The 20,131-nt window shown below is 74.9% G+C and carries 19 protein-coding genes; 6 read left to right on the top strand and 13 right to left on the bottom strand.

Annotated features, from left to right (window positions below):
• Positions 1 to 98: 98 nt before the first annotated feature.
• Positions 99 to 1,577 (top strand): protoporphyrinogen oxidase, encoded by a 1,479-nt coding sequence (hemG, locus tag AB0D66_RS00310; RefSeq protein WP_362294294.1) that lies wholly within the window; start codon positions 99 to 101, stop codon positions 1,575 to 1,577.
• 4 nt (positions 1,578 to 1,581) lie between these two features.
• Entirely contained in the window at positions 1,582 to 2,295 is a 714-nt protein-coding gene (gene hemQ, locus AB0D66_RS00305) for a hydrogen peroxide-dependent heme synthase (RefSeq protein WP_030651599.1), read from the top strand.
• 112 nt (positions 2,296 to 2,407) lie between these two features.
• On the opposite strand, the gene AB0D66_RS00300 is transcribed toward hemQ, so the two are convergent.
• The 8 genes from AB0D66_RS00300 to AB0D66_RS00265 form a co-directional block, all read right to left on the bottom strand.
• Positions 2,408 to 4,057: an alpha/beta hydrolase gene (locus tag AB0D66_RS00300; RefSeq protein ID WP_362294290.1), complete on the bottom strand. Its 1,650-nt coding sequence runs from the start codon at positions 4,055 to 4,057 to the stop codon at positions 2,408 to 2,410.
• 80 nt (positions 4,058 to 4,137) lie between these two features.
• Positions 4,138 to 4,920, bottom strand: a complete 783-nt coding sequence (locus AB0D66_RS00295; RefSeq protein ID WP_362294287.1) for a TIGR04222 domain-containing membrane protein — start codon at positions 4,918 to 4,920, stop codon at positions 4,138 to 4,140.
• A gap of 96 nt (positions 4,921 to 5,016) precedes the next feature.
• Positions 5,017 to 6,069, bottom strand: a complete 1,053-nt coding sequence (locus tag AB0D66_RS00290) for a TIGR04222 domain-containing membrane protein (protein WP_362294284.1) — start codon at positions 6,067 to 6,069, stop codon at positions 5,017 to 5,019.
• The gene (locus AB0D66_RS00285) at positions 6,066 to 7,346 is read right to left on the bottom strand and encodes a DUF692 domain-containing protein (RefSeq protein ID WP_362294914.1); all 1,281 of its coding nucleotides are present in this window, start codon (positions 7,344 to 7,346) and stop codon (positions 6,066 to 6,068) included. Before AB0D66_RS00285 ends, AB0D66_RS00290 begins: the two co-directional genes overlap by 4 nt.
• A 135-nt stretch (positions 7,347 to 7,481) precedes the next feature.
• A complete protein-coding gene (locus tag AB0D66_RS00280; RefSeq protein ID WP_362294281.1) occupies positions 7,482 to 8,234 on the bottom strand; it encodes an aminoacyl-tRNA hydrolase in 753 nt (250 codons plus the stop codon).
• Between the two features lie 109 nt (positions 8,235 to 8,343).
• Positions 8,344 to 9,330, bottom strand: a complete 987-nt coding sequence (locus AB0D66_RS00275) for a hypothetical protein (RefSeq protein WP_362294278.1) — start codon at positions 9,328 to 9,330, stop codon at positions 8,344 to 8,346.
• On the bottom strand, positions 9,327 to 10,589 hold the full coding sequence (locus AB0D66_RS00270; RefSeq protein ID WP_362294274.1) for an MFS transporter: 1,263 nt from the start codon (positions 10,587 to 10,589) through the stop codon (positions 9,327 to 9,329). Before AB0D66_RS00270 ends, AB0D66_RS00275 begins: the two co-directional genes overlap by 4 nt.
• A complete protein-coding gene (locus tag AB0D66_RS00265) occupies positions 10,589 to 11,935 on the bottom strand; it encodes a discoidin domain-containing protein (RefSeq protein WP_362294271.1) in 1,347 nt (448 codons plus the stop codon). Before AB0D66_RS00265 ends, AB0D66_RS00270 begins: the two co-directional genes overlap by 1 nt.
• A 222-nt stretch (positions 11,936 to 12,157) precedes the next feature.
• Between AB0D66_RS00265 and AB0D66_RS00260 the strand changes: the two genes are divergently transcribed.
• On the top strand, positions 12,158 to 12,349 hold the full coding sequence (locus tag AB0D66_RS00260) for a hypothetical protein (RefSeq protein ID WP_362294268.1): 192 nt from the start codon (positions 12,158 to 12,160) through the stop codon (positions 12,347 to 12,349).
• 27 nt (positions 12,350 to 12,376) lie between these two features.
• On the opposite strand, the gene AB0D66_RS00255 is transcribed toward AB0D66_RS00260, so the two are convergent.
• The 5 genes from AB0D66_RS00255 to zapE form a co-directional block, all read right to left on the bottom strand.
• The gene (locus AB0D66_RS00255; protein ID WP_362294265.1) at positions 12,377 to 13,294 is read right to left on the bottom strand and encodes a polysaccharide deacetylase family protein; all 918 of its coding nucleotides are present in this window, start codon (positions 13,292 to 13,294) and stop codon (positions 12,377 to 12,379) included.
• A 17-nt stretch (positions 13,295 to 13,311) separates the two neighbouring features.
• Positions 13,312 to 14,163 (bottom strand): PPK2 family polyphosphate kinase, encoded by an 852-nt coding sequence (locus AB0D66_RS00250; RefSeq protein ID WP_362294261.1) that lies wholly within the window; start codon positions 14,161 to 14,163, stop codon positions 13,312 to 13,314.
• The gene (locus AB0D66_RS00245) at positions 14,154 to 15,497 is read right to left on the bottom strand and encodes an alkaline phosphatase PhoX (RefSeq protein ID WP_362294258.1); all 1,344 of its coding nucleotides are present in this window, start codon (positions 15,495 to 15,497) and stop codon (positions 14,154 to 14,156) included. The genes AB0D66_RS00250 and AB0D66_RS00245 overlap by 10 nt, the downstream gene beginning before the upstream one ends.
• Positions 15,498 to 15,642: 145 nt before the next feature.
• Positions 15,643 to 16,068, bottom strand: a complete 426-nt coding sequence (locus AB0D66_RS00240; protein WP_362294255.1) for an OsmC family peroxiredoxin — start codon at positions 16,066 to 16,068, stop codon at positions 15,643 to 15,645.
• Positions 16,069 to 16,131: 63 nt separating this feature from the next.
• A complete protein-coding gene (gene zapE / locus AB0D66_RS00235; RefSeq protein ID WP_362294252.1) occupies positions 16,132 to 17,235 on the bottom strand; it encodes a cell division protein ZapE in 1,104 nt (367 codons plus the stop codon).
• A 36-nt stretch (positions 17,236 to 17,271) separates the two neighbouring features.
• Here zapE and AB0D66_RS00230 point away from each other — a divergent pair, with 36 nt between their 5' ends.
• The 3 genes from AB0D66_RS00230 to murC all read left to right on the top strand — a co-directional run bounded on the left by AB0D66_RS00230 (position 17,272) and on the right by murC (position 20,118).
• Positions 17,272 to 18,054 carry a pyrimidine reductase family protein gene (locus tag AB0D66_RS00230; protein ID WP_362294248.1) on the top strand — a complete coding sequence of 261 codons (783 nt, stop codon included), beginning with the start codon at positions 17,272 to 17,274 and terminating at the stop codon, positions 18,052 to 18,054.
• 148 nt (positions 18,055 to 18,202) lie between these two features.
• Positions 18,203 to 18,670 (top strand): indole-3-glycerol phosphate synthase, encoded by a 468-nt coding sequence (locus AB0D66_RS00225; RefSeq protein WP_362294245.1) that lies wholly within the window; start codon positions 18,203 to 18,205, stop codon positions 18,668 to 18,670.
• Between the two features lie 50 nt (positions 18,671 to 18,720).
• Entirely contained in the window at positions 18,721 to 20,118 is a 1,398-nt protein-coding gene (gene murC / locus AB0D66_RS00220) for a UDP-N-acetylmuramate--L-alanine ligase (protein ID WP_362294242.1), read from the top strand.
• The last annotated feature ends 13 nt before the right edge of the window (positions 20,119 to 20,131 follow it).

The following is a 20,131-nucleotide window of genomic DNA, read 5'->3' as shown; positions in this document are numbered from 1 at the left end:
CGGTCGCGGGTTTCACTCCGGCGGTCCCGGGCCGATCCCGATGCGGTCACGGTCCGGCCTCGGCGCGCGGCCGGTGATCGGTCTGAGACGATGTGTCCATGCACGAAGCGGACATGCGTACGGATCGCCCCGCCCGAACCCGGCACGTCGTCGTCATCGGCGGCGGCATCGCGGGCCTGGCGGCGGCCCACGGGCTGCTCGCCGAGGGCGTCCGCGTCACCCTGCTGGAGGCCGGCCCGCGGCTCGGCGGCAAACTGCTTTCCGGCGAGCTCGCCGGCCTTCCCGTCGACCTCGGCGCCGAGTCCGTGCTGGCCCGCCGCCCCGAAGCCGTGGACCTAGCCAAGGCCGTGGGCCTCGGCGCGGCCCTCCAGCCGCCCGCCACCGCCACCGCCCACCTGTGGACCCGGGGCGCGCTGCGCCCCATGCCGCGCGGGCACGTGATGGGCGTGCCGGGCGACCTCGGACCGCTCGCCGCCTCCGGGGTGCTCTCCCCCGAGGGGCTCGCCCGGATCGAGGCCGAACACGCGCTGCCGCCCGCCGAGATCGGCGAGGACGTCGCCGTCGGCGAGTACGTCGCCGACCGGCTGGGCCGCGAGGTCGTCGACCGCCTCGTGGAACCGCTGCTCGGCGGGGTCTACGCGGGCAACGCCTACCGCATCTCCCTGCGCGCCGCCGTGCCCCAGCTCTTCGAGGCCGCCCGCACGCACGCGCTGCTGGGCGACGGCGTACGGGAGCTGCAGCGCCGGGCCCAGGCGCAGCCCCAGCAGGCCGGTCCGGTCTTCGCCGGCATCGACGGCGGGATCGGGCGGCTCCCGGTGGCGGTGGCCGAGGCCTGCCGCGCGGCCGGGGCGCGCATCGTCACCGACGCCCCCGCCCGCGAGCTCCTGCGCACCCCCGGGGGCTGGCGGGTCGTGGCCGGCTCGGAGGCCGTCGAGGCCGACGGCGTGATCCTGGCGACCCCCGCCGGACCCGCCGCCCGGCTGCTCGACGGGCTCGCACCGGCCGCCGCGGCCGAGCTGCGCGGGGTGGAGTACGCCTCCATGGCCCTGATCACGATGGCCTTCCGCCGCTCCGACCTGCCCGCGGCCGTCGCCGACGGGGGCGCGAGCGGGTTCCTCGTACCGCCCGTCGACGGCCGGACCATCAAGGCCTCCACGTTCTCGAGCAACAAGTGGGCCTGGGCCGGGACCGATCCGGACCTCTTCCTGCTGCGCACCTCGGTCGGCCGCCACGGCGACGAGAAGGACCTGTTGCGCGAGGACGCGGAACTGGTCGAGGTCTCGCTGGCCGACCTCGGCGCGGCCGTGGGCCTGGCGGCCCGGCCGGTGGCCTCCGCCGTCACCCGCTGGGACGGCGCGCTGCCCCAGTACCCGGTCGGCCACCTCGGCCGGGTGGCCCGGATCCGCGCGGCCGTGGCCGCCCTGCCGGGCCTCGCCGTGTGCGGGGCGCTCTACGAGGGCGTGGGCATTCCGGCGTGCATCGCCGGCGCGGGCAAGGCCGTGGACGCGGTGACCGCCGCCTTCGGTGCGGGTTCGCCACCCCTGGCGCAGACCACTGATCAGCGCACGGGACAATAGGCACATGACTGCACCAGAGAAGATTCCCAACGCGGGGAAGAAGGCGAAGGACCTCAACGAGGTCATCCGCTACACCCTGTGGTCCGTCTTCAAGCTGAAGGACGTCCTCCCGGAGGACCGCGCCGGCTTCGCCGACGAGGTCCAGGAGCTGTTCGACCAGCTGGCCGCCAAGGACATCACGGTCCGCGGCACCTATGACGTCTCCGGCCTGCGCGCCGACGCGGACATCATGATCTGGTGGCACGCGGAGACCGCGGACGAGCTGCAGACCGCGTACAACCTGTTCCGCCGCACCAAGCTGGGCCGCGCCCTGGAGCCGGTCTGGTCGAACATGGCCCTGCACCGCCCGGCCGAGTTCAACAAGTCGCACATCCCGGCCTTCCTGGCCGACGAGGTCGCCCGCGACTACGTCAGCGTGTACCCCTTCGTGCGCAGTTACGACTGGTACCTGCTGCCGGACGAGGACCGCCGCCGCATGCTCGCCGACCACGGCAAGATGGCCCGCGGCTACCCCGACGTGCGCGCCAACACCGTGGCCTCCTTCTCCCTGGGCGACTACGAGTGGCTGCTGGCCTTCGAGGCCGACGAGCTCTACCGCATCGTCGACCTCATGCGTCACCTGCGCGCCTCCGAGGCCCGTATGCACGTCCGTGAAGAGGTCCCCTTCTACACCGGACGCCGCAAGTCCGTCGCCGATCTGGTGGCCGGGCTCGCCTGATACCTCCCCTGGGGGGAAGGGCCGGAGGAGCGCTCGTGACACAAGAGCGGCCTTCGGCGGATCGGGAGGCCCTGCCCCCGAAACGACGCAGCCGGAGACCCCGCCCGGAAGTTCAGACGACTGGCGGCAGCACTGCCCCGCGGGCACGTGCTGCCCGGTCGTCCAGCGACACCGGTGCGGGCTCCGGATGCGGCGCACACGTGACACGCCATCCTGCGGTGTCACCCGTCAGCAGATACCGCTCCACGTGACGGTCCACGCAGTCATTGCGTCCGCCGAAGACTCCGTGGGAGCCGGACCCCTGCTCCGTCACCAGCGCCGCCTCGGCGCCCAGCCGCCGCTGGAGCTCCAGCGCGCCCGGGTACGGGGTCGCCCCGTCCCGTTCCGCCGCGACGATCAGCGTGCGGGGCAGCCGGGCCGATGACGGCCCGCCGACCTCCACCGGCCGCTGCCGGGCCGCCCGGACCGGCCAGGAGGCGCACGGCAGGTTCAGGAAGGCGTTGGCCCAGGTCTCGAAGGGCGCCGTGCGGGCCAGCTCGGTGTGGTCGCGGTCCCAGGTCTCCCAGTCCCGCGGCCAGTCGGCGTCGTTGCACAGCACCGCCGTGTAGACGGCCGTCGCGTTCTCCGCCTCCGTGGCGGTGGCCGGGTCCGGGGCCGCCTGGCCGGCCAGCGGTCCGGGATCTCCGCGCAGGAAGGCCGCCAGCGCCGCGGCCCGCTCCGGCCAGACCTCGTCCCGGTAGGCGGTCTCGAGGTACGCCGCGTGGAGCTCGCCGGTGCCGATGTTGCCGCCCGCCGGGGTACGGGCCACCGCTTCGCGGACCCGCTCGTAGCTTGCCCGCACGGCCGCCGGGGTGCTGCCGAGACCGTACGCGGCGTGGTGGCGGGCCGCCCAGGCGCGGAAGTCGTGCCAGCGGCGCTCGAACCCCGCTGCCTGGTCGAGGTTGTTGCGGTACCAGATCCGGTCCGGATCCGGGTTGACCGCCGAGTCGAGGACCATGCGGCGGACGTGGTCCGGGTACAGGGTGGCGTAGACCGCGCCCAGGTAGGTGCCGTACGAGGCGCCGGCGAAGGTCAGCTTCTCCTCGCCGAGCGCGGCCCGCAGCACGTGCAGATCGCGGACGTTGTCCAGCGTCGTGTAGTGCGGCAGGGCGGCTCCGGCCCGCTCGGCGCAGCCCCGGGCGTAGGCCCGGGCGGCGGCGCGGCGGCGCTCCTTTTCCGCGGCGGAGGGGTGCGCCGGCACCTGGGTGGGGCCGGCCGAGCGCGCGGCCGGGTCCCGGCAGGACAGCGGGGCGGAGCGGCCGACGCCGCGCGGCGCGTAGCCGACCAGGTCGTAGGCGGCGGCGATGCGCTGCCACGCGGGCAGCTCCGCGAGCAGCGGGAAGTACATGCCGGAGGCGCCGGGGCCGCCCGGGTTGTGGACGAGCGCGCCCTGCCGGGCGGCGCCGCCGGCGCGGCCGGCCGCGACCCGGCTGACGGTGAGGGTGATCTGCGGGCCGTCGGGGCGGGCGTAGTCGAGCGGCACGCGCAGGGACGCGCAGCGCACCGGGTCGGGCAGCTCCTCGACGGCGGGGCACGCCCGGAAGCCGAGGCCCGCGGCGGCGGCGCGGCGGGCGGCGAGGACGGCGCCGGCCGACGCGGCGTCGGGGGCGGCGTACGGGGCGGGGGCCGCTGCCGCCGGGACGGCGGTGACCGTGGTGGCCGCGGTGGCCCACAGGGTGAGGGCCGCCGCGGCGGCTCCGTGGCGTGCGGGTGTCGTCCGCATGGCGGCCCCTTCGTGCCGATGGTCCGATGAGACGACCAGGGCCCCGCACGGAAGTAAAGGATCACCGGGCGGTGTCGGCCTCATTGGCCCCGTTGCCGGGGGAGCCACCCCCGGTTGCCGCACCCCAGGGCCGCCCGCAGCCCGGGATCGTCGACCGCGCGGACCCCGTGCACCGCCACCGCCGTCAGCGGTTCGCCCGCGCCGTGCTCGCGGTCCAGGGTGCGCAGCAGCCGCTGTCCCGCCGGGGAGGCCCAGCGGGAGTACGGGTGCGACTCGAAGCGGGCGATGGCCAGACAGCCGGCGCCCAGTATCAGCGGCAGGGCGAACCAGCCCAGGACGACGGTGGTGGTGCTCCCGTCCGCCGGGGCGGCGAGCGCGGCCGCGGCCATCGCGAGGACCAGCAGGGTGGCGGCGCGGACCGCCCGGACCCCGTTGCCCACGCGGAGCAGGGTGTCGGCGGGCAGGGCCAGCCCCGCCTCGCCGAGCCGCTCCGCGAGGGCCCGTACCGCCCCGTCCGCCGCCACCGTGGAGCGCAGTTCGGGCACCGGCGACTGGCCGTCGGGGCCGAACGCCCCGAGGACGGACCGCTCGTGCGCGTCGCGGCCGACCGGGTCGACGACCGTCGCCCAGCCGGTGTGGGCCAGCAGCAGCCGCCGCTGGCGGTGCATGGTCAGCAGTGTCAGGTCGGCCACCCGGGCCGGGCCGCCGGCCAGGTAGGCGGCCTCGTACAGGTTCAGCTCGGCGTGGTGGTGCGCGGCGGCGCCGGCGGGCGCCTCCGCGGCATGGGCGGCGGCTCTGAGCAGCAGGGTGCACGACGTCAGCACCCCGGCCCAGGCCACCAGGAGGAACAGAACCCAGAACATGAGTGAGTTCTATAGTGTGTTGATAGGCCCGGTCGAGGGTGCCGTCGCCGTACGAGCCGCCGTGTGAGCAGACCGTGGCGCCGCGGTGAGGGGGCGTCAGGAACTGCTGGAGCTGCTGGAACAGCTGGAACCGGACGAACTGCTGCAGCTCGACCCGGAGGAGCTGCTGCAGCTCGAACCGCCGGAACTCCCGCCGGAGCAGCTGGAACTGCCGCTTCCGCAGCCCCCGCCGGACCCCGCGCACGAGGACCCCGAGCCGCAGCCCGACCCCGATCCGCCCCCGCTTCCACCGCCGTCGCTCCCCGCGCACCACAGCACCGGCAGCAGCTCGGCGCCGGAGGAGGACGAGGCGTGCGCGTGGTGTGCGGGCCGGGACGGTCTCGACTGGGCCGCGGCCAGCCGGGTGCCGCGGGCGGCGGGCACCAGCTGCCCGCGCAGGAACGGGTCCCGCAGGCCGCGCAGCCCGAACAGCGCGGTCTGCACGTGCGGCGTCCGGTCGTTCACGTAGTGGGAGCGGATCTCGCGCAGCGCCCGGCGTCCCGCCGGGGTGACCCGCCGGCCGGCCGCCGCGGCGCACAGGCCCCCGACGAGGACCCCCACGAGCAGGACGGGCAGCACCTTGACGATGAACGGCACCTGCCCGTCCGGGTCCAGGACGAACGCGACGAAGGTCAGCGGCAGCGACACGGGCACCAGCAGTCCGCACACCGTGGCCTGGACCAGGCCCCAGCGCCGCCAGGTCCGCCCCCAGCCGGGCGGCGAGAGCAGCCCGCGGGCCGCCAGCCCGTCCCCGGTCTCCTGCACGGCCGGGTCGACCATCGCCGCGTAGCGCACCTGGTAGAGCCAGCCCGAGGGCGCCCCGGCGTGCGCCTGGAGGACGGCCCGCTCGGCGGCGTCGTTCGCCCGCGCCCCGGGGCGTACGTGGACGATGCCGGGGCCCCCGACCATCAGCCGGCCGTCCCCCAGCATCGACACGAGGGCGGTGTCCACGACCGCGCCGGGCCCGCCCGCCATGAAGGCGGCCTCGGACAGGTCGTGGAGGACCGGCGCCGGACCGGCGGCCCGGGGCCGGGCCCGGTACAGACCGAGGGCCAGCAGGCCGCTGGACGCGGCGACGGCGAGCCAGATCGCCAGTGCGAGCAGGTTCATGCCGCCCTCCCCACGAGGGCGCGGGCCCAGCGCACGACCCGGCCGGGCGGTCTTGCCGCGGCCCGGTCCCGCCACCACGCGGTGAGCCGGCGCCGGGCGGCCGGGTCGGCCGGCAGGTCCTGGATCAGCAGGTGCTCGGCGAAGTCCAGCGCGTCCCGGCGGTATCCGGCGGTCATCGGGCGGCCCTTGGCGTAGGCGAGGAAGGCCGTGCGGTACGGTCCCCCGCCGCCGAGGATGCCGGGCAGTTCGGGAGCCAGCCGGGCCACCACGTCCGCCCGCTTGGCGGCCAGCGCCCGGGACTGCACCCGGATCCGCTGCCGGTCGAAGCCCTCGGGAACCGGAGTCCCGGCCACCAGCGCCGACAGCAGGGCGGCCTGCCCGAGCCCCACCCGGGTGCGCGCGGCCTCGTCGGGCGGCGCGTGCCGGTCGTGCGCCCCGGCCGCGGGGCCGGGGTCCGACGGCAGGGCGGGCCCGGCCGTCATCACCGCGCGGACGGCCGCCAGCTCGGCCGCCAGCTCCGGCTCCGGCGGGAAGTCGTCGTCCCGCTCCAGCAGGACGCCCGGCGGGTCCACCCGGGAGCGGAGCGCGGCCAGCAGCTCGAGCACCACCGGCGGCACCGGGTGCGCGTGGGTGTCGTGCCAGACCCCGCCCCGCTCGACGCCGCCCGCCACGTGCACGTACGCCAGCGCCTCCAGCGGGATCGCGTCCAGCACGGTGAGCGGGTCCTCTCCCCGGTTGACCCGGTTGGTGTGCAGGTTGGCCACGTCGATGAGCAGCCGTACGCCGGTCCGCTCGACCAGCTCCGTCAGGAACTGCCCCTCCGTCATCTCCTCGCCCGGCCAGGAGAACAGCGCGGCGATGTTCTCCAGTGCCAGCGGCACGGGCAGCGCGTCCTGCGCGATGCGCACGTTCTCGCACAGCACGTCCAGCGCGTCGCGGGTACGCGGCACCGGCAGCAGGTGCCCGGCCTCGAGCACCGGCGAGGTGCTGCGGACGAAGGCGATGTGCTCGGTGACCAGCGGCGCCCCCAGCGCCACCGCCCGCTCCCCGAGCGCGGCCAGCTTCGCCGGGTCGGGGCGGTCGGCGCCGCCGAGGCCCAGCGAGACCCCGTGCGGGACCAGGCGCACCCCCCGCTCGCGCAGCCTCAGCAGCGCCTCGGGCAGATGGCCCGGGCAGATGTTCTCGGCCACCACCTCGGCCCAGTCCAGGCCGGGCAGCCGCTCGACCGCGTCCGCGATCTCGGGCCGCCAGCCGATGCCCACCCCCAGGTGTGCCATGGGCTTCATGTCCCTCGCCCCCCTTTCAGTGCCGTTCCTCGCACCGTGTGCCGAAGTGATGGCCCCGGCGCGGTCCGGCCAACCACGAAGAGGGGACGTTCAGAGCAACATTTGAGGTTCCGCCCCTCGGATCCCTCAGAGCCGCGCGCGCAGCGCCGGGTGGTCGGCGATCACCGTCGCGCTGCCGGGCGCGATCTCCGTGAAACCGGCGTCGCGGACCACCGGCAGCCCGCCGGAGCTCAGCTGCGCCCACCGCTCGCGCGGCGCCGTCCGCACGGCCAGCCGGAAGCCGCGGTCCTGCCACTCGGCCCGCTCCGCGTCCGTCAGCTCCCACCAGGCCAGCTGCGCCGCGTGCCCCGCCTGGGCCATCGCCTTGCCGGCCGACATGTCGAGGCCGGGGTTGAACCAGAGCACGGGCAGGCCCGGCGCGGTGTCCGGGGCGACGGGTTCCGGGTCCGCCAGGTCGGTGCCCGACACCTGGAGCTTGGCCAGTTCCCTGGGCCAGCCGTCCAGCGGCACCGGCGGGAACACCCGTACCTCCGCGGTGTCACCGTGCACCGTGACACCCGGCAGGGTGCCGGCCTTGCGCCACTCCGCCCCGCGCGCCCGACGGACCACCTTGCGGATCCGCGCGTCCTGCCAGTCCCGCACCGCCCCGGCCCACTCGCCCTCGCCCCGCGAGCGCTCGTCGGTCAGCAGGACCAGCACCGCGCGGGCCGCCGTCTCCAGCGCGTCCGTCCGGGCGGGCGGCTCGGTCTTCTCGATCCGCACCACCAGCGGCAGGACGTACTGCGGGGCTTCGTCGCGCAGGGCGTGCTCCTGCCGGAACGGGCTGTCCGCGCCGACCGCGGGTACCTCTGTGGTGTCGTTCGTCTGCTGGCTGCTCATCCCGCCAAGGATGCCAGCCTCCCCCGCCAGGAGGATGCCGCGGGGGGCCGGGCCGGGCCGGCCGATGCCGAGCGGGGAGGGCCAGGCGCCGTCGTCCGCCCGAGCGAGGTCACCGAGGCGGCTCCGCACTGACGTACGCGGGGGACGAGCCGCCGCGCACGAGGACGCGGGACGCCCCCGTCCCGTCCGCCGGGACCGAGCGGATGTCGCCGTCGAGGCCGTAGCCGACGTTCGCCCCGTCCAGCCAGGCGGGCTGGTCGTCGACGCTGTGCGGCTCGGCCAGCGGGTGCTCCCGCATCGTCGCCAGGTCCAGGACGTACAGCCGCCAGGGCGCCCGGGCGTCGTCGGAGACCTTCTTCTTGAAGGCCACGCGGGTGCCGTCGGGTGACAGCGAGGGGCATTCGGCGTTCTCGCGCAGCGCTTTCGCCGACCAGTTCCGCAGGTCGCCCTCGACGAGGTGGGTGCGGCCCCGGGTGGAGACGGTGGCGTAGAAGCGGTTGTCGTCGCCCGCGAAGCTGACGCCCCAGTAGTTGACGTCGGAGTCGTGGTGCCGGGCCCCGTCGAGGGTCAGCGGGATCTGCTCCATCGACTTGACCAGGTAGCCGGTGCGCAGGTCCAGGATCGAGGTCCGCGTCGAGAAGGCGGAGGTGTTGTACGAGTCCCCGGTCGTGAAGGTCGTCCAGGACAGGAGCTGCCCCGAGGCGGAGACGCGGGCCCGGTTGGGGATGCCCGGCACGGTCACCCGGCGGATCTCGCGCAGCTGCCGGTCGAGGACGTGGGCGTCGGTGCGGGCCGGGACGCCGGGCAGCTTGCGCAGGCACAGGGCGTGTTCCCCGGCGGCGTGGAAGCGGTCGCAGGACGGGCCGCCCCGCACGCTGGGCCCCTCGGACGCGGGCCGGCGCGCGACCCGTCCGGTGGCCGCGTCCCGGAAGTAGAGCCCGGGCTCCGCGAGGCCGAACGAGGCACTGGCCCCGGCCTGCGGGGCCGGCCGTTCGCGGTGCCGCGCGTGCAGGACGTAGCCGAGGGAGCCCGCGGCGAGCAGGAGTACGGCCGCGACGACGAGGGCGGGGCGCAGCCGCCCGTGACGGAGGTTCATGACGGCTCCGGGGTGGGGGTGCGGGGGGAGGCGGCGGGGGAGGGCAGGACGCGCCGGGCGGCCGCGAGCGCCGCGGCCAGCGCGAGGGCGGCCGCCCACAGGGCGGGCCGCTGCCCCCAGAAGGTCCACGCCGCTCCGAACCCGGCGGCGCCGAGCAGCCGGGCCAGTGCCTGGCCGGTCTGCAGCAGCGCGAGCCCGCCGGCCCGGCCGTGCGCGGGCAGCGCCGGCGCGGCCAGGGCCATCAGGACCCCGTCGGTGCCGGCGTAGAAGACGCCCAGCAGGGCGAGTACGGCGATGGCGCTGGGCCAGGAGACCGGCGCCAGCAGCACGGCGTACGCGCAGAGCAGGGCGCCGTGTCCGAGGAGGAAGGCCGGCCGCCGCCCGTACCGGTCGGCGATTCGGCCCGCCGGGACGGCGAGCAGGAGGTAGACGGCGGCGGCGCCCAGCGGCAGCAGCGTGAACAGGGCGGGCGGCAGGTCGAGGGCGCGCAGGAGCAGCAGGTAGAGGAAGGCGTCGCCGATGGTGGTGGCGCCGAGGAGGGCCGCGGCGCACAGGACGCGGCGGAAGGCGGGGTCGCGCAGGGCGCTGGTGGTGGGCGGGCGCGCGGGCGCGGCCGCGGACGGGGGCGGGGCGGCGGGCGCGGCCGGGACGTATACGGCGAGCAGCAGCACGCCGAGCAGGCCGACGCAGAAGCTGACGGCGAACACCGCGTCGTAGGCGTCGGCGGTGGCCCACAGCACGGCGAACGCGGCGAGCGGGCCCAGCAGGGCGCCCGTGGTGTCCATGGCGCGGTGTACGCCGAAGGACCTGCCGAGGGCCTCGGGCGGCCCGCTGAGCGAGATCAGCGCGTCGCGCGGGGCGGTGCGGATGCCCTTGCCGAGGCGGTCGGCGGCGAGCGCCGCGGCGATCCCGGCGGTGGCGCCTCCGGCGAGCAGGAGGCCGAGCCGGGACAGCGCGGAGAGCAGGTAGCCGGCTCCGGCGACGCGCTTGTGGCGGCCGCCGCGGTCGGCGAGGCGCCCGCCGAGCAGCCGTACGAGTGCGGTCGCGCCGTTGAACATCCCGTCGAGGAAGCCGAACTGGAGGGGGGAGAGGCCGAGTCCGAGGACGAGGTAGAGCGGCAGCACCGCCGTGACCATCTCCGAGGAGATGTCGGTGACCAGGCTGACCGCGCCGAGCGCGAGGACGGCGGCGGGGACGCGCCGCCGGGCCCCTGGGGTGCGGGGCGGCGCGTCCGGGCGGCCGTTGGCGGCCAGGTACATCAGTGGCAGCTGTACTTCGGGCTCGTGTCCTTGACCTGGCCGTCCGTGGCGACGTACGTCCAGCCGTAGCCGGAGTCGGCGAACTCCAGCTTCACCACGCCGTACGGGCCGCTGATCCGCTTCTGGCTGTTGGGCTGGACCTCTTCGATCGGGTAGGGGTCGGCGCCGCCCATCCCGCCGACGATCTCCACGATCCCGTCGGCGGTGGCCCGGCCGTCGGGGTCCTGCGGGGCGAACCGCTCGTAGTGGTGGTCGTGGCCGCCGAGGACGAGGTCGGCCTTCGCGGCGTACAGGATCTTCCAGACGGGCTTGGAGACCGGGTCGTTGCCGTGCCCGCCGGAGGAGAACAGCGGGTGGTGCCAGTAGGCCGCGACGCACTTCCTCGTGTTGGCGGCGAGATCGGCCTTGAGCCAGTCGATCTGGGCTGACTGGTCGAAGGAGTTGGAGTCGAGGGCGATGAAGTGCCAGTTGCCCTCGTCGTAGCTGTACCAGCTCTTGCCCTGCGGGAAGGCGATGCTCCCGAAGTAGGCCTTGTACCCGGCGAGGGAGCCGGCCGGGTCGTAGGTCTCGTGGTTGCCCGGTACCGGGCGGGTCTTGGCCTTGAAGGCGCCCCAGCTCTTGTCGTAGTAGTTGCGGAAGTCGGAGAGCCGGGCGTCGTCGTACTGGTTGTCGCCCATCGTCAGGTAGAACTTCGGGTCGATCCGCTGGGCGAGCGCGGCCGTCTCGGGGTGTGCGCAGCCGCTGTCGGAGGCCGTGCACTGCGCGGCGATGTCACCGGCCGCGACCACCGTGAAGGCGCCGCCGGGCGGCGGCCCGCCGTCGAGGGATCCGTAGACCTCGGCCTCGAACAGCGAGTAGCCGTACGAGGTGCCGCGGGCGGTGCCGTGGACGCGCAGGTATCGGCCCTTGCCGGACAGCCCGGTCCAGTCGTCGGTGCCGCCGTTGCCGGCGGTCTCGGTGGCGAGCGGGGTCCAGGCGGCGCCGTCGGCGGACACCTCGACGCGGTACGCCTTCGCGTACGCCGCCTCCCAGCGCAGCCGCACCCGGGAGACGGTGGCCGAGGCGCCGAGGTCGACCCGGATCCACTGCGGGTCCTTGCCCTCGGCGCTGGCCCAGCGGGTGGCCGGGTCGCCGTCGAAGGCGTTCTTCGCGCCGAGGGAGGAGGTTTCGACGGAGGAGGCGGTGGCGGGCTTGCCGAGCGATATGAGGGGGGCGGCGGCGGCCCCGGCCCGTTCGGGCCAGGCGAGGAGCCCGCCGACGAGGACGAGGGCGGCGACGCCGGCGAGGAGGAGGGTGCGGAGTCTGCTGCGGACTGAGGGGGACGGAGCGGAAGCGTTCAGGTGCATACCTGGACTCCCTGGCCTTGGGGGCGGCGAGAGCTGGACTCTGGCGCGGAGCAGCGCGCCCCGGCCCGCGTGCGGGCGGGGAGCGGTGCACGGCGGCCGGGTCAGAGCTCTCGCTGAGCGCGTCATGCCCGCCTGCGGAACGGGGGCACCGCGCCAAGCCGCCGCCCGGGAGACTAACAGGAAGGAAAGTTTCCTACCAGTGTCCCGGATAGGCTTGTTCCCATGGACCAGCCGGACGCGAACCCGTCGTACTGCCCCGCTCCCGCCGCTCCGGCCGGGCGGGTGGCCGGGCCTCCGTACGCCGACTGCCTGGAGTGCGGCAAGCCCACCGAGTACGGGGTCAAGACCCCGGGCGTGGTGCTGTGCCCGGTGTGCGAGTGGCAGGACGCGCAGCGCACGGCCTGCTCGGGCTGAAGGGCCCCGGCCGCCCCCTTCCGCGCGCTAGGTGCCGATGAGCTCGGAGACCTTCACGAACCGGTAGCCGCGTTGGCGCAGTTCCGGAACGATCTTGCGGATGGCCTCCTCGGTGACCGGCGCCGCGCTGCGCGTGCAGTGCATGACCACCACCGAGCCCGGCTTGACCCCCGCCAGCACCTGCTCGGCCACCGCGTCGGGGTCCTTGGCGAAGGCGTCCCCGCTGACCACGTCCCACTGGACGGCCGTGACCTTCGCCGTGGACAGGGCCCGCAGCGCCTGGTCGTCGTAGCAGCCGCCGGGGAAGCGGAAGTAGGGGACGGTGTTCACCGCGCCCGCCGTGCGGAAGGCGGCGAAGGCCCGGTCCACGTCGGCGCGGGCGGCGGCGGCGTCGAGGGCGGGCAGCCCGTAGCAGGGGGAGGTGAAGGCGTGGTGGCTGTACGAGTGGTTCGCGACCTCGAAGACCGGGTCGGTGCCGATCGCCTTCGCCTGGTCCGGGTACTCCTCGGCCCAACGGCCCGTCATGAAGATCGTCGACGGCACCTTGAGCGTGCGCAGGGTGGTGATCAGCTGGGGGTTGTCGAAGCGCTCCCCGCCGGCGGCGCGCGCTCCCTGGTCGGCGGTCATGTCGGCGTCGAAGGTCAGCGCCACGGTCTTGTCGGTGTGCTGCTTCGCCCGCTCGAAGACCGGGGTCAGGCCGTTCGGGCCGGGGGCCAGGGTCGGGGGCTTGGCGGGGGCGCCGGCCTGCGGCCCGGCTCCGGCCGCCGACGGCGCGCCGGGCGCGGGGGCGGGGGCGGACGCGGGGGCGGACGCCGCCGGGGTCCCCAGACGGGCCTCGCGGCCGGCGTCCGACGGACCGGCGCCGCCCCCGCATCCCGCGAGGGCGGCGCCGAGGGCGGCACTGAGCACGGCTGCGGACGCCGCTTTGCGCACGGAAATGGTCACACAGGCAAAATATATGACTATGTGGCAAGTAGTCGTGCGCGGCACTCCCCGACGTCGAAGTCACCCGCGGGATACCTCGGGCCGATGTCCTCCAGATGCTCGAGCAGCAGCCTGCTGACCGCCCAGTTGCGGTACCACTTGCGGTCCGCGGGGACGATGAACCAGGGCGCGGCGCCGGTGGAGCAGCGCTCCAGGGCCAGTTCGTACGCCTCCTGGTACGCGGGCCACAGGGCGCGGTCCTCGATGTCGGCCGGGCTGAACTTCCAGTGCTTGTCCGGGTTGTCGAGCCGCTCCAGCAGCCGCTCGCGCTGCTCCTCGTAGCTGATGTGCAGGAAGACCTTCACCAGGGTCACGCCGTCGTCCGCGAGGGACTCCTCGAAGCGGTTGATCTGCGCGTAGCGCTGGGCGATCCGGCTGCGCGGCACCAGTTCGCGGACGCGGGCGACCAGCACGTCCTCGTAGTGCGAACGGTCGAAGATGCCGATCTCGCCCGGTTGGGGGAGCGCCTTCCTGACCCGCCACAGGAAGGGATGCCTCCGCTCCTCCGGCGTGGGCGCCTTGAAGGGCCGGATCCGGCAGCCGGACGGGTTGAACAGGCCGATCACGTGCTTGACGGTGCCGCCCTTGCCGCTGGTGTCCATGCCCTGCAGGACGAGCAGCACGCGGCGCCGGTCGCCCGCGGTGCTCGCGGCGTAGAGCCGCTCCTGGAGCGAGGCGAGCGGCTGCGCCATCGCCGCGGTGGCCGCCCGGCCGGCCGCCTTGTCCGGGGGGCCCGCCGGGGTCGAGGCGGGGTCGAGGCAGCCGAGGTCGAGCCCCCCGCCGACGGGCACGCGCAGCAGCTCCCGCAGGGGCCGCGGGGTCACCGCCACGGTCCCGTCACCGCGAACGTGGTGCCCGGCGCGTAGGCGTTGACGTACATGGTCCGCCCGTCGGGGGAGAAGGTCACCCCGGCGAACTCCCCCCACTCCGGCGCGCCCGGCCGGCCGATGTCGTCGGCGTTGCGGGCCACCGGGTACACCTCGCCGCCGACCGTCACCCCGAACACGTACTGGGCCCCGCCGCCGTCCTCGCACACCATCAGCCCGCCGTCCGGGGCCAGGCAGATGTTGTCGGGGGAGTCCCCGGGGAGCCGGATGTCGGCGGCCGGGCCGAACACCACGTCCAGCCGGAGCCGGGCGCGCAGCGGGTCGTAGAACCACACCTGCCCGTGGTGGTCGGCGCCCGCGCCCTCGCCGCGGCGGGCGTAGCTGGAGACGAAGTGGACGCCGGCGCCGCCCCAGTAGCAGCCCTCCAGCTTCTGCGCGTGGGTGATCCCGCCGCGCCCGAAGTCCTGGAACCGGATCGCGGTCCCGGCCGCGGACGGGTCGGGCACGCGGACCCACTCCACCGGGAACTCCGCCCCGGGCCGGTCCACCACGGCCAGGTCTGCCAGCCCCGGCACGCGCATCGCCTCCAGCGCGCCGCCGGCCCGCAGCGAACCGGCGCCGCCGAGCGGCCGCGCGGGCAGGAAGCGGTAGAACAGCCCGAAGGGCGGGTCGAAGGCGTCCTCGGTCTCGTAGACGACCCCGAGGTACGGGTCCACGGCGACGGCCTCGTGGGCGAAGCGGCCCATCGCGGTGAGCGGGACGGCCCCCGAGCGGTACGGGTCCGCGGGATCCACCTCGAAGACGTAGCCGTGGTCGCGCGCGTAGCCGGAGCCGCCCGCCCGCTCCTCGGTCTCCTCGCAGCTCAGCCAGGTGTTCCAAGGGGTCCGGCCGCCCGCGCAGTTGACGGCGGTACCCGCGAGGGCCACCCGCTCGCCGGTGACCCGCCCGTCCGGGCCGAGCTCCAGGGCCGTGCAGCCGCCCAGCGCCTCCGGGTCGTACGTCAGCCCGGCGACGGCGGGCACGCGCAGGGCGGCCGTGGCGCGGTTCTCGTGGTTGCGGACCAGCCGCACGCGTCCGCCGCCCGCGCCGAAGGCGGCCATGCCGTCGCAGTTGGCCGGGACGGCGCCCTCACCCGAGCGCAGCGGAGCGCCCGCGCGCGAGAGGACGCGGTAGGAGAATCCGGCGGGCAGGTCGAGCAGCCCGCCCGGGTCGGGCAGCAGCGGCCCGTACCCGCGCGTCGGCCGGGCGGCGCCGGCCCGGCTGGTGAACAGGGCGCCGAGCGCCCCGCTGAAAGCGATCCCGCCGGCGGCGAGCAGACTGCGTCGGGTGACGGACATCGGCCACTGGTACCACAGGGGGCCGCCCGCGGTGGGCCGCCGCGCCGCCGGGGTGCGCCGCCCGGACCGGTGCGGTGGGGCGGTGCCCGGCCGGATCGGGCGCGGCGCGGCCCCGCCCGGCCGGACCGGGCGGTCCCGCGGGGGATCAGGCGAGTTCGGCGCTCAGGGTGATCGTCGTGCCGGTCAGGGCCTGGCTGACGGGGCAGTTCTTCTTCGCGTCCTCGGCGGCGGCGGCGAAGGCGTCCGCGTCGATGCCCGGGACCTCGCCCTTCACCGTGAGGTGGATGCCGGTGATGCCCTCACCGGGCTGGAAGGTGACGTCGGCCTTGGTCTCGAGGCGGCTCGGCGGGTTGCCGGCGCCCGCGAGGGCGTGGGACAGCGCCATGGAGTAGCAGCTGGAGTGGGCGGCGGCGATCAGCTCCTCGGGGCTGGTCTTGCCGTTCGCGGCCTCGGAGCGGGCGGGCCAGGAGACGTCGTAGGAGCCGAGGCCCGAGGAGTCGAGGGTGACGACGCCCTTGCCCTTGAGCAGGTCGCCTTCCCAGACGGTGTGCGCGTGACGCGTGGTGGCCATGGTGATCCCTTCGCAGAAGTGGAAACGGCCGGACACCCGCCAGGGCGCCCGGCGTTCCCCAACCTACTGCGACACCAGGGGCTTCGCGTCGCGGGCGAGCGCGGTGAGCCGCGATATGGCGCGGAAGTACTTCTTCCGATAGCCGCCGTTGAGCATTTCTTCACTGAACAGCCTGTCGAAGGGCACCCCGGACGCCAGGACGGGGACCTCGCGGTCGTACAGCCGGTCGGCGAGCACCACCAGACGCAGGGCGGTCGACTGGTCCGGCACCGGGCCGACGTCGGTCAGGCAGACCGCCGTGATCCCGTCGGTCAGCGCCCCGTACCGGCTCGGGTGCACCCGGGCCAGGTGCTCCAGCAGGCCGGGGAAGTCGTCCAGGCTCGCGCCGTCGGTCGCGTACGCCGCCTTGGCGACCTGCTCGTCGGAGAACGGAGCCGGGGCATCCGGCAGGCCGCGGTGGCGGTAGTCCTGCCCGTCGATCCGCAGCGGCCGGAAGTGCGCCGACAGCCCCTGGATCTCCCGCAGGAAGTCCGCGGCGGCGAAACGGCCCTCGCCGAGCTTGCCGGGCAGCGTGTTGGAGGTGGCGGCCAGCGCCACGCCCTGCTCGACCAGGCGGCTGAGCAGCGAGGACACCAGGACGGTGTCGCCCGGGTCGTCCAGTTCGAACTCGTCGATGCACAGCAGCCGGTGCCCGCCCAGGGTCTGCACGGTCTGCTGGAAGCCGAGCGCGCCGACCAGGTTGGTCAGCTCCACGAAGGTGCCGAAGGCCTTGAGCGCGGGCTCGGCCGGCGTGGCGTGCCACAGGGAGGCGAGCAGGTGGGTCTTGCCGACGCCGTAGCCGCCGTCGAGGTAGACCCCGCGCGGGGCGGCCGCGGGGGCCGGCTTCTTGCTGAACCAGCGCCGCTTGCCGGATCCGCTCGCGTGGGCCCCGCCCAGGCCGGCCGCGAAGCCGCTGAGGACGGTGACCGCCTCGGACTGGCTCGGCTGGGTCGGGTCCGGGTTGTACGTGTCGAAGCGCACCGAGTCGAAACGCGGCGGCGGCACCATCTCGGCCACCAGCCGTTCGGCGGGCACCCGGGGCTCGCGGGCGCACAGGGCCTGGGGCCCCGCGTCGGCTATCTGAGGCCGACTGGACGTGGCACCGGAGGTGGAGAGTGATGTTGACACAGCACTCAACTCTACGGGTCGTGGCACACTGCACCGATGCGACGCCTGTTCCCTGTGACCGATCAGACATCAGCCCCGTCCCTGGCCCCGGCCGACCGGGAGTGGTCGCTGGACGAGCTCGCGGAGGCGTACGCGTACCCCTCCCTCGGCGACGGGGCCCACTGGCTGCGGGCGAACATGGTCTCCACCCTGGACGGCGCCGCCCAGCACGACGGCCGCTCCCAGCCGATCTCCGGCGAGGCCGACATGCGGATCTTCGGCACCCTGCGGGCGCTGGCCGATGTGGTGGTCGTCGGAGCGGAAACGGTTCGCCAGGAGGGCTACCGCCCGGCCCGCGCCCGGGAGGACTTCGCGGCCCGCCGCGCGGCCGCCGGCCAGGGCCCGGCCGCGGCCATCGCCGTGGTCACCGCCAGCCTGGACCTGGACTTCGCCCTGCCCCTGTTCACCTCCCCCCTCGTGCCGACCCTGGTGGTCACCGGGGCCGCCGCACCCGCCGACCGGGTCGCCGAGGCCCTCGCGGCCGGGGCCGAGGTCGTGGTGGCGGGCGACGGGGCCGCCGTGGACCCGGCCCGCGCCGTGCGGGAGCTCGCCGCGCGGGGGCTGCGCCGCCAGCTCACCGAGGGCGGGCCGCGGCTGCTGGGCCAGCTGGTGGCCGCCGACGCGCTCGACGAGCTGTGCCTGACGATCTCGCCGACGCTCACGGCGGGGGACGCCCAGAGGATCGCGGGAGGGCCTTGCGTCACGGTTCCGCACCGGCTCGCACCGGCCTCCGTACTGGAAGAGGCCGGGTTCCTCTTCACGAGCTACCGTCGGATCTGACAAGGGGCGGAATTTCTCGTTCCGCTTTGCTTCCGCTGGGCACGAACCTGGGCACATATATCTGCGCAAGGCCCCGCGCGCGAGCGGGGCAGGATGGTTTCCGCAGGGGCCGGCCAGCCGGCCTCGGCCCATGAAGGAGAGGGCGTCCGTGTTCACGAGCGTATTGATGATCGAGCAGCCGCTGACCACGGTGGACGTGGACTTCGTCACCACCCTGCACGGAGACGACTCGGTCTCCTTCGTCGTCCTCATGCAACCCCGCGGCGACCAGGACCGGCTGCTGCGCGCCATCGACGACGTAGCGCTCGGTGAGCTCCCCGAGGCCATCCGGGAGGGCGACGTGCCCGAGGGCGAGGCCGCCCGCGGCCCCGCCGAGCTGGCCCTCGAGCACTCCATGGCCGCCCTGCGCAAGAAGGGCGCCAACGTCATCGGGCAGATCGTCGAGGACCACCCGCTCGACAAACTGAAGGCCGTCGTCGAGGAGACCGGCGCCGACGAGGTGATCGTCCTGACCGCCCCGCACTTCGTGGAGGAGTTCTTCCACCGGGACTGGGCCTCCCGGGCCCGCCACAAGGTCGGCGTTCCGGTGCTCAAGCTCTTCGCCCACAACGAATAGGCTGGGGAGGTCAGAGCTCGAAGCACACCCTCGACCCTGGAGCGACCTGAATGAAGCCCGGCCTGCCGACCGCCATGGAACGGCCCCACTTCATCGGCATCGGCGGCGCCGGCATGTCCGGCATCGCGAAGATCCTCGCCCAGCGCGGCGCGCGGGTCGCCGGCAGCGACAGCCGGGGGGACTCCGAGACCGCCCAGGCGCTGCGCGCGCACGGTGCCACGGTCCACGGCGGCCACGCCCCCGGCAACCTCGCCGACGACTCCACCTGCGTGGTCGTCTCCAGCGCCATCCGCGCCGACAACCCGGAGCTGGCCCGCGCCGCCGAGCTGGGCATCCCCGTCGTGCACCGCTCCGACGCCCTCGCCGCCCTGATGGACGGCCTGCGCCCGATCGCCGTCGCCGGCACCCACGGCAAGACCACCACCACCTCGATGCTGGCGGTGTCCCTGTCGGCCCTGGGCCTGGACCCGTCCTACGCCATCGGCGGCGACCTGGACGCCCCCGGCTCCAACGCCCACCACGGCGAGGGCGACATCTTCGTAGCCGAGGCGGACGAGAGCGACCGCACCTTCCACAAGTACACCCCGCAGGTCGCGATCATCCTGAACGCGGAGCTCGACCACCACGCGAACTACGCGTCGATCGAGGAGATCTACGAGTCCTTCGAGACCTTCGTCTCCAAGGTCGTCCCCGGCGGCACCCTGGTCGTCGCCCACGGCCAGGAGGGCGCGGCCGAGATCGCCCGCCGGGTCGCCGGACGCGAGGGCCTGAACGTCGTCACCTACGGCGAGGAGCCCGAAGCCGACGTCCGGATCACCAAGATCACCCCGCGCGGGCTGACCAGCGAGGTCACCGTCCTGATCGGCGGGCGGATGCTCACCTTCACCGTCTCCGTGCCCGGCCGCCACTACGCACACAACGCCGTCGCCGCCCTGGCCGCCGGCGTCGCGCTGGGCATCCCCGCGCACAACCTGGCCTCCGCCCTCGGCAAGTACACCGGGGTCAAGCGCCGCCTCCAGCTCAAGGGGGAGGCGGCCGGCGTCCAGGTCATCGACTCCTACGCGCACCACCCCACCGAGATGACCGCCGACCTGGAGGCCATCCGCGGCGCCGCCGGGGACTCCCGGATCCTGGTCGTCTTCCAGCCGCACCTCTTCTCCCGCACCCAGGAGCTCGGCAAGGAGATGGGGCAGGCCCTGGCCCTCGCCGACGCCTCCGTGGTCCTGGACATCTACCCGGCCCGCGAGGACCCGCTGCCCGGCATCACCAGCGAGATCATCATCGCCGCCGCCCGCGCCGCGGGCGCCGACGTCACGGCCGAGCACGACAAGGCGGCCGTCGCCGACGTCGTCGCGGGAATGGCCAAGCCCGGTGATCTCGTTCTCACGATGGGCGCGGGCGACGTCACGGACCTCGGTCCGGCCATCCTCGCCCGCCTGTCGAACTAAGGGAGCGGGAGAC

The sequence above is a fragment of the Streptomyces sp. NPDC048270 genome (assembly GCF_040652335.1).
Classification (GTDB): domain Bacteria; phylum Actinomycetota; class Actinomycetes; order Streptomycetales; family Streptomycetaceae; genus Streptomyces.
The sequence above is the reverse complement of the archived record's forward strand: the minus strand, read 5'-3'. Positions and strand labels throughout refer to the sequence as shown.